The organism is Rhodoblastus sp. (genome assembly GCF_041915505.1).
Taxonomy (GTDB): domain Bacteria; phylum Pseudomonadota; class Alphaproteobacteria; order Rhizobiales; family Beijerinckiaceae; genus Rhodoblastus.
Map to the genome: position 1 here is coordinate 1 of NZ_JAYSBG010000169.1, position 7,538 is coordinate 7,538.

A 7,538-nucleotide genomic window follows, 5' to 3' on the forward strand; every position below is an offset into this window, starting at 1 on the left:
GCTGCACCACAGAGGCGAGGGTTTAGCGGAATTTTTGAAGCCGGGAGTGGGGGGTCGCTTTGAGAATCGAGGAGCCATAGGGGTCCCCTCTGCCCAGGCGAACAAAACCAGCAAACACAATCGATCAACCAAGCCTGTTGCCGCGCGCTTCAGGTCAACACTGACTCATGTCCAAGCGAAAGGGGCACAATGGAAACGAAAAGCACTAAAGGCACTGCGGGGCAAGGCGAAGGGACGATGCGTCGCCTTCCGGTGGCCTACGGGATCAAGGATGCAGTCGAAGCTATCGGCCTCGGGCGATCCACGCTGTACGAGATGATGCAGAAGGGGACGCTGCGGTTCGTGAAGATCGGCAGGCGGAGGCTCATTCCGGCTGACGCCTTGATGGCGCTCATTGAGCCTGAGCTAAGAGCGGCTTGAGGCCTTATACCTTCGTAGGGGGTCGAGGGATGCGCTTAGGCTTCCTTTGGCCTCCAGCGATGATGGAATGTTGGGTTAAATGTTGGGATATCTCCAGATAGAGAATATAATATCGTAATAATATCAATGCAGTAATGAGATATCATGGAGGTGGGCGAGGCCTCCATCTTTCTTCCCTTGCGATATTGGACATGCGCCGACGCCGCGAGTCGTCGTGGCAAGACGTTCCGAACTCCAAAAAATGGAGCCGGCCCGAGGTTCGGGCCGGCCGCCAATGCGCTTGCGCGGATGGATGGAATCAGTCGTCGCGACGGGCGCCGGGGACATTGGCTTCAGCGCGCTGCTGACGCGTGCGGTCCACAACGAAAAGGCGGTCGCCTTCGCGCTTGATCTCGACCGTCGTGGTCGATTCGCCGACCGCGCCGGGGGTCGAGACCGTGGTGGCCTGGCCAGGCTGCAGCGACGACACGAAGCGCAGCGGATGGCCGTCGCTGTCCAGCGTCACCACCACATCGAAAGCCTTGCCGTTGGGGGCGTAATAGACGGTGCCGCGCACATCCTTGAGCGCGATGGTCTGGCCGGCGAAAGCGCGAAGCTCGGCGGCGCCGGCTGCGCCGGACAGAGCGAGCGAAACGGCGGCTACCCCCACCACGGATTTCGCCAAAGAAACCGCAGACATCTTGAACATATTGAATCTCCTTGCACGGACGGTCGGTGTCACTCCCTCCGGTGCAACGCGATTCGTTTTTGGATTGGGGGCAGTCTTTTTGCGCGCGCTTTTAGCGTTCCTCGAAAGCTATATGGGAGATTCGAAGCTCAGGCGCAACCTGGGGATTGGACGAAAGGCGAATGCCGGCCGGCGCGCAGGCGTCGCGCGCGTCCCATGAAAAACGCCCGCCCGTACCTCCGGGGCGAGCGTTTCCGGGCTTCAGCTCTCGGGGTGAAGCATCAGCTGACGAGCGATATGGGAGCCAGATCAGCGCTGTGCAAGGGGCAGCCATGCAAAAAAGCGGCGCCTTGACGCTTGTTTCGGGCCTCGGACGGTTCGTAACAGAGCGCTGTCGCGGTCCGCGCGACCTCCCGACAGGCGTGTCGTAATTCAATCACATATTGTCGCGCGTCGGCCGCCATTTCCGGCTCCCGCGCCCAAAATGCGGTCCAAAACCGTGGCCCGATATCTGCAGCGCGTGAAAGAACGGTTCGCGCGGAAAATCGACCGGAGAATCGACGAGGACATCCCATGCAGGCCCATCCGCATCGTCACGACCATTCGCCCTTGCCGCCGGCGCGTCGCGCCGGTCCGATTCTGCCGCGCGCCGAGGATCCAGAAGTCGCTTTCGCCGGATTCGCCTTCGCCGCCGGTGCGCCGCCCGCCGCGCCTGGCCTGCTGGCGCTGACGCGCCGCATCGGCGAATTCCTCTATCCGGTGATCTTCACGGAAGCCGAAGACCTGGCGGCGGAAGTAGCGCGGCTGCGCGAGCAGGAGCCCGTGCTGGCCTCCGGCCTCGCCGACGGCTGTTTCTGGAGCGCGCGCGACAACGCCCGCATGCGCAAGCATGTCCTGCGCGATCTGGTCGGCAAATACGATCCGCCGCTCAACGAAGATTTCCGCACCGGCCACGCGGCCCCGGAAATCGCCGCGCTGGTCCCGGATCGCGCCAAGAATCTGCCGTCGGGCGTGGCCGGCCACGGCGCCGAGCCGATCGAGGCGACGGAAGGCGAACTCAAGGCGATGGTTCGCGCCTTTTATTCCGAGGCGATGGACGATCCCTTGATCGGGCCGGTCTTCAAGAGTCATGTTTCCGATTGGGACCATCATTTCGAAATCGTGCAGAATTTCTGGTCGCGCTCGCTGCTCGGCACGTCGCGCTATACCGGCAGCCCGTTCACGCCGCATCTGTCGATGAATCTGAAGCCGGAATTCTTCGACCGCTGGGTGGCTTTGTTTCGCAAGAACGCCGAGGCGAATCTGAAGCCGGCGGCGGCGCAGGCGGCCATAGCGCGGGTCGAGCATATGAGCGTCTGTTTCCAAGCAGGCCTGTTTCCGCCTAAGATGCCGCAAAAGGACGCCCCGCAAAAGGAGCCCGCCGCGTGACGGAGGAAGCGGATAATGGCGCACAGGCCTTTTTCCTGGCCATGCGCGCGAGTTTTGACCGGATTCTCGCGGTCGGCCGGGACGATCCGCGCCTGGTGGACGCGCTGACGGCGCAGGCTTTCGAGAGCTTCGACCGGAATTCGGACATTCAGAGCGAGGGCCAGCCCGATCCGGCCTGCGTACGCGGCTGCGACACATGTTGCTGCCTGCATGTCTCCGCCACCGCGCCGGAAATCTTCCTCGCCGCGCGCTTCCTGCGCCTGACCGCGCCGGCCTTCGCGAGACATGGCGTCAACCTGCGGGAAAAGCTCGTCGAGGCCCATGTCGCCACCGATGGCAAGAACCAGCAGGAGCGTTTCGCCTCCTGCCTGATGTGCCCCTTCATCATCGGCGGCGCCTGCGCGATCTATTCCGTGCGGACTTTGGCGTGCCGCGGCCATGTCTCGTTCGACAGCGACGCCTGCAAGGCTGCCGCCGCCGGCGAGCAGGACGTCGAGGCGATTCTGTCGTCCGCCCATAGCGGCGTGCGCGCTCTGGTGCAGAGCGCTTTGCAAGCCTCGCTGCGCGACGCCGGACTCGATTGGGGCGCGTGTGAATTTCTCGCCGGGCTCGATCGCGCGATGAATCAGGACGATTGCGAAGCGCGCTGGCTGCGCGGCGAACCGGTATTCGCCGATCTGCACGAAAACCGCGACGCCGCGCGGGATATGGCCGCGACCTTCGACGCGCTGCGTCCGAATTGACGAAGAGCGTCAGACAAGGCGGATTTTATCCTGGGGAATCAATCCTTCCTGGTCGGGCGCGCCGTCCCGTTATTCCACTTTCAGCAGCACGTGCTTTTTCTTGCCGACCGAGAGCTTGACCAGACCGTCCTTTTCAAAATCGGCCCGACCCAGCACATATCGTTCATCGGTAACGGCGGCGTCGTTCAGCCTGAGCCCACCGCCCTTGATCTGGCGGCGCGCCTCGCCCGTCGAGGGCGTCAGTCCCGCCTTGACGAAAGCCGTCAGCACGCCGAGCCCGGCCGCGATTTCGGCTTCCGGCACGGTCACGGTCGGCAGGCTTTCGGCCAGCACGCCTTCTTCAAAAGTTTTCCGGGCGGTCTCGGCGGCGGCTTCGGCGGCTTCGCGGCCTTGCAGCAAAGCCGTGGCCTCATTGGCCAGTATCTTCTTGGCCTCGTTGATCTCGGCGTCTTGCAGCGCGGCGAGCTTCGCCACCTCGTCGAGCGGAAGCGTCGTGAACAGCTTCAGGAACCGCTCGACATCGGCGTCCTCGGCGTTGCGCCAGAACTGCCAATAATCATAGACCGACAGCATATCGGCGTTGAGCCAGACGGCGCCGGCGGCGGTCTTGCCCATTTTCGCGCCCGAAGCGGTGGTTAGCAGCGGGGAGGTGAGGGCGTAGAGCTGCGGGGTCCCCATGCGGCGGCCGAGGTCGAGCCCGGTGATGATATTGCCCCATTGGTCCGAGCCGCCCATCTGCAAAATACAATTGTGGCGCTTGTTCAGCTCTACGAAATCATAGGCCTGCAGGCACATGTAGTTGAATTCGATGAAGGACAGCTCGTGCTCGCGCTCCAGCCGCAGCTTGACCGAATCCATCGCCATCATGCGGTTGACCGAGAAATGCCGGCCGACGTCGCGCAGGAAGTCGATGTAATTCAGCTTGCAGAGCCATTCCTCATTATCGGTCATGGCGGCGTCGGTCTTGGCCGGGCCGAAGGTCAGGAATTTCTCGAACACCTTGCGGATCGAGTCCTTGTTGGTCTCGATCGTCTCGACGGTGAGCATTTTGCGGCTCTCGTCCTTGCCGGACGGATCGCCGACGCGCGTGGTGCCGCCGCCCATCAGCGTGATCGGCTTGCCGCCGGTCTTTTGCAGCCAATGCAGCATCATGATCGGCAGCAGCGAGCCGACATGGAGCGAGGGCGCCGTGCAGTCGAAGCCGATATAGGCGATCAGCTCGCCGGCGAGCGCCTTCTTGTCCAGCCCCTCGGCATCGGAGCACTGATGGACGAAGCCGCGCGCAAAAAGCGTGCGCAGGAAATCGGATTTCGGCTGGTAGTCGGTCATTTCATCCTCGCTGGCCGCGAGCTTTAGTTTTTTGCCGCGCGACGCGCAAGCGGTCGGCGTATGCCGGAGCGCGCGCGAATCGGAAAGCTGCAAGCGGTCGGCGCAAGCCGGAGCACGCGCGAATTCGGAAAGCTGCAAGCGGTCGGCGTATGCCGGAGCGCGCGCGAATCGCAAAGCTGCAAGCGGTCGGCGCAAGCCGGAGCGGAGCGAAGCGAGAGCCTGCAAGGCCCAGTGTTCAGCGGCGGATCAGGATGACGCCGCCGATCAGAAGGGCGACGCCGAGCGCCCGCGTGAGGTCGATGGGGCGCTGGGCGAGGCCGAGCCAGCCGAAATGGTCCATGGTCACGGAGGTCAGCAACTGGCCGGCGATCACCAGGCCGATGAAGGTCGCCGCGCCGAGCTGAGGAACGAGAATGATGGACAGGCCGATGAAAGTCGCGCCCAACAGCCCGCCGGTCCACGTCCACCATGGCAGCCGCGCGACGAGACTGGCGGCGGGAACAGGCGTCCGCAGGATCAGGGCGGTCAGCACGATGGCGGTTATGCCGACGAGGAAGCTCGCGAAACTCGCCCAGATTGTGGAGTCGAGCCCAAAACGAAGCTTGGCGTTGATGGCTTGCTGGACCACGAGGCAGGCGCCAGCCAGACCAGCGAGAATCAGGGGAAGCAGGCTGTCCGGCATCGGATTCCGCAATATGGGAGGGCAGGCGCGTCGGACCATGCCGTCAAACGCCCGGCGTGTCCATGGCGAGCATGGGCGAAAGCGGACGCCCTATTCCCCGATGATCTTGATCAGCGCCCGTTTCCGCCGCCCGCCGTCGAATTCGCCGTAGAAGATCTGCTCCCACGGTCCGAAGTCGAGCTTTCCGCCGGTGATCGCCACCACGACCTCGCGGCCCATCACCTGCCGTTTCATGTGGGCGTCGGCGTTGTCCTCGCCGGTGCGGTTGTGGCGATAGCCCGAAACGGGCTCGTGCGGCGCGAGCTTTTCAAGCCAGACGTCATAATCATGATGCAGCCCGCTCTCGTCGTCATTAATGAAGACGGACGCCGTAATATGCATGGCGTTGACTAGAACGAGCCCCTCGCGCACGCCCGAATCGCGCAGCGCCGCCTCCACCTGCGGCGTGATATTCATAAAGGCCCGCCGTCCCGGCGTCTCGAACCATAATTCTTTGCGATAGGATTTCATCGCGCGCTCCCTCCACGCCTCCGAACTCGTCCCGCAGTCTTCGGGGAAAGGGCGAATCGCGCAAGCGGCGCCCCGCCGACATGCCGCTTGCGCGCCGTTCGAGCTTGTCGCAGGATCCGGCGCTTGAAACGGGGGAGCATCAATGACGATTTCCAGATTTTTTGCCCGCGCCGCGTCCCTGGCTGTTGTGGGAGGCTTCTTTTCGGTCGCCGCCGCCGCCGGCGCCTTCGCCCAGGGCACGCCGGAACAGCAATCGGCCTGTCAGGGCGACGCTTTTCAGTTCTGCGCCGGCGCGATTCCCAATGTTCCCGAAATCGAATCCTGCCTGAAAACCAATATCAGCCAGATTTCCCCGGCCTGCCGCGCCGAATTCGAACCGGTCGGCAAGACTCGTCTGCGTCGCGAACATTTTCAATGATTGGGGCAGGGCCCGCCGTTGCGTAGGCGCCCGCTGCTTCAGCTTGGCGCGACACAATGATCCGGGACGCGTGGGGCCGGCGAAAGCGGATTTCGCCGGCGTTTTAATCGGCATTTAACCTTCGAAAGCCCCCAAAAAACGGTTGACGGAGGCGATTCACCCCACTATGTTCCGCGCCACTTCAGACAGGCCGTAGACGGGCATGTTTTCCAGCGACTCGCCGGAAACCCAAGCAGTCTAAACGCTGTCGACCAGCTTTGCGACTGAAGAGTCATCCGGTTTCGGACGGGTTTTCCCGGCGGAATCGTTCATCGACATGATTGGCGCTGATGCGTTGATCCTCTGTCTGGCAAGCGCCGGAAGCCCTTTGGGGCTGAAGGCGCTCGTTTGTTTCGCTGTGGAGCCTGTGCTTCGCCGCGGAGCAGCCGGGGCGGCGACGCCTCGGGCTTAATCGTTTCACTGTTCGCTTCGGAAGGGCGAAGGATGCCGACAATTTCCCAGTTGATCCGCAAGCCGCGGCAACCGAAAACCTATCGCGAAAAGGCTCGCCATCTGCAGGCTTCGCCGCAGAAGCGCGGCGTCTGCACGCGCGTTTATACGACGACCCCGAAGAAGCCGAACTCGGCGCTTCGTAAGGTTGCGAAGGTTCGTTTGACCAACGGCTTCGAGGTCATCGGCTATATCCCGGGCGAGGGGCACAACCTCCAGGAGCACTCCGTGGTCATGATCCGCGGCGGCCGTGTGAAGGATCTTCCCGGCGTGCGTTATCACATCCTGCGCGGCGTGCTCGACACCCAGGGCGTCAAGGACCGCAAGCAGCGCCGTTCGAAATACGGCGCCAAGCGTCCGAAGTAAGTCTTACAGCTTCTCGAGGAGCAACCATGTCTCGTCGTCACAGCGCGGAAAAGCGCGAAGTCATCCCGGACGCCAAATTTGGCGATATCGTTGTCGCCAAGTTCATGAATTCGATCATGTACGACGGCAAGAAGTCGGCCGCCGAAGCGATCGTTTATGGCGCTTTCGACATCATCGAGGGCAAAGCCAAGGTCGAGCCGCTCGGCGTGTTCAAGCAGGCGCTGGAAAACGTCGCCCCGGCGATCGAGGTCCGCTCCCGCCGCGTCGGCGGCGCGACCTATCAGGTGCCCGTCGAAGTCCGCACCGAGCGCCGCCAGGCTCTCGCGATCCGCTGGATCATCACGGCTGCTCGCGGCCGCAACGACAAGACCATGGTCGACCGTCTCTCGGCCGAACTGCTCGACGCGTCGAACAACCGCGGCGCCGCCGTGAAGAAGCGCGAAGACACGCACCGCATGGCGGAAGCCAACCGCGCCTTCTCGCATT

10 protein-coding genes are annotated in these 7,538 nt (G+C 63.0%); 6 read left to right on the top strand and 4 right to left on the bottom strand.

What is annotated here, in order from left to right; translation table 11 throughout:
* The first annotated feature begins 189 nt into the window (after positions 1 to 189).
* Entirely contained in the window at positions 190 to 420 is a 231-nt protein-coding gene (locus tag ACE3S9_RS11580) for a helix-turn-helix domain-containing protein (protein WP_374546618.1), read from the top strand.
* A 298-nt stretch (positions 421 to 718) separates the two neighbouring features.
* Here ACE3S9_RS11580 and ACE3S9_RS11585 read toward each other — a convergent pair whose 3' ends face one another.
* Complete coding sequence (locus ACE3S9_RS11585) at positions 719 to 1,108, bottom strand: hypothetical protein (protein ID WP_374546619.1); 390 nt, start codon at positions 1,106 to 1,108, stop codon at positions 719 to 721.
* A gap of 552 nt (positions 1,109 to 1,660) precedes the next feature.
* On the opposite strand from ACE3S9_RS11585, the gene ACE3S9_RS11590 reads away from it, so the two are divergent.
* Complete coding sequence (locus ACE3S9_RS11590; protein ID WP_374546620.1) at positions 1,661 to 2,515, top strand: group III truncated hemoglobin; 855 nt, start codon at positions 1,661 to 1,663, stop codon at positions 2,513 to 2,515.
* Positions 2,512 to 3,258, top strand: a complete 747-nt coding sequence (locus ACE3S9_RS11595; protein WP_374546621.1) for a hypothetical protein — start codon at positions 2,512 to 2,514, stop codon at positions 3,256 to 3,258. The genes ACE3S9_RS11590 and ACE3S9_RS11595 overlap by 4 nt, the downstream gene beginning before the upstream one ends.
* A 69-nt stretch (positions 3,259 to 3,327) precedes the next feature.
* Here the strand turns inward: ACE3S9_RS11595 and tyrS are convergent, their stop codons facing one another.
* The 3 genes from tyrS to ACE3S9_RS11610 all read right to left on the bottom strand — a co-directional run bounded on the left by tyrS (position 3,328) and on the right by ACE3S9_RS11610 (position 5,779).
* Positions 3,328 to 4,587 (bottom strand): tyrosine--tRNA ligase, encoded by a 1,260-nt coding sequence (gene tyrS, locus ACE3S9_RS11600; protein ID WP_374546622.1) that lies wholly within the window; start codon positions 4,585 to 4,587, stop codon positions 3,328 to 3,330.
* Positions 4,588 to 4,822: 235 nt separating this feature from the next.
* Entirely contained in the window at positions 4,823 to 5,269 is a 447-nt protein-coding gene (locus ACE3S9_RS11605) for a DMT family transporter (RefSeq protein ID WP_374546623.1), read from the bottom strand.
* A gap of 90 nt (positions 5,270 to 5,359) precedes the next feature.
* Positions 5,360 to 5,779, bottom strand: a complete 420-nt coding sequence (locus tag ACE3S9_RS11610) for a secondary thiamine-phosphate synthase enzyme YjbQ (protein WP_374546624.1) — start codon at positions 5,777 to 5,779, stop codon at positions 5,360 to 5,362.
* A gap of 142 nt (positions 5,780 to 5,921) precedes the next feature.
* On the opposite strand from ACE3S9_RS11610, the gene ACE3S9_RS11615 reads away from it, so the two are divergent.
* The 3 genes from ACE3S9_RS11615 to rpsG form a co-directional block, all read left to right on the top strand.
* Positions 5,922 to 6,197, top strand: coding sequence for a hypothetical protein (locus tag ACE3S9_RS11615; protein WP_374546625.1), 276 nt, complete (start codon positions 5,922 to 5,924; stop codon positions 6,195 to 6,197).
* Between the two features lie 483 nt (positions 6,198 to 6,680).
* The gene (rpsL, locus tag ACE3S9_RS11620) at positions 6,681 to 7,052 is read left to right on the top strand and encodes a 30S ribosomal protein S12 (protein ID WP_088520448.1); all 372 of its coding nucleotides are present in this window, start codon (positions 6,681 to 6,683) and stop codon (positions 7,050 to 7,052) included.
* 26 nt (positions 7,053 to 7,078) lie between these two features.
* Positions 7,079 to 7,538: 30S ribosomal protein S7 (gene rpsG / locus ACE3S9_RS11625; RefSeq protein ID WP_374546626.1), on the top strand; the 460-nt coding region annotated here is incomplete at its 3' end.

What these genes read in the sequence shown, in the direction of transcription:
- rpsL (WP_088520448.1), top strand. Translation starts at nt 6,681, where the DNA reads ATGCCGACAATTTCCCAGTTGATCCGCAAGCCGCGGCAACCGAAAACC.
- tyrS (WP_374546622.1), bottom strand. Translation starts at nt 4,587, where the DNA reads ATGACCGACTACCAGCCGAAATCCGATTTCCTGCGCACGCTTTTTGCG.
- ACE3S9_RS11580 (WP_374546618.1), top strand. Translation starts at nt 190, where the DNA reads ATGGAAACGAAAAGCACTAAAGGCACTGCGGGGCAAGGCGAAGGGACG.
- ACE3S9_RS11615 (WP_374546625.1), top strand. Translation starts at nt 5,922, where the DNA reads ATGACGATTTCCAGATTTTTTGCCCGCGCCGCGTCCCTGGCTGTTGTG.
- ACE3S9_RS11605 (WP_374546623.1), bottom strand. Translation starts at nt 5,269, where the DNA reads ATGCCGGACAGCCTGCTTCCCCTGATTCTCGCTGGTCTGGCTGGCGCC.
- ACE3S9_RS11590 (WP_374546620.1), top strand. Translation starts at nt 1,661, where the DNA reads ATGCAGGCCCATCCGCATCGTCACGACCATTCGCCCTTGCCGCCGGCG.
- ACE3S9_RS11610 (WP_374546624.1), bottom strand. Translation starts at nt 5,779, where the DNA reads ATGAAATCCTATCGCAAAGAATTATGGTTCGAGACGCCGGGACGGCGG.
- ACE3S9_RS11585 (WP_374546619.1), bottom strand. Translation starts at nt 1,108, where the DNA reads ATGTTCAAGATGTCTGCGGTTTCTTTGGCGAAATCCGTGGTGGGGGTA.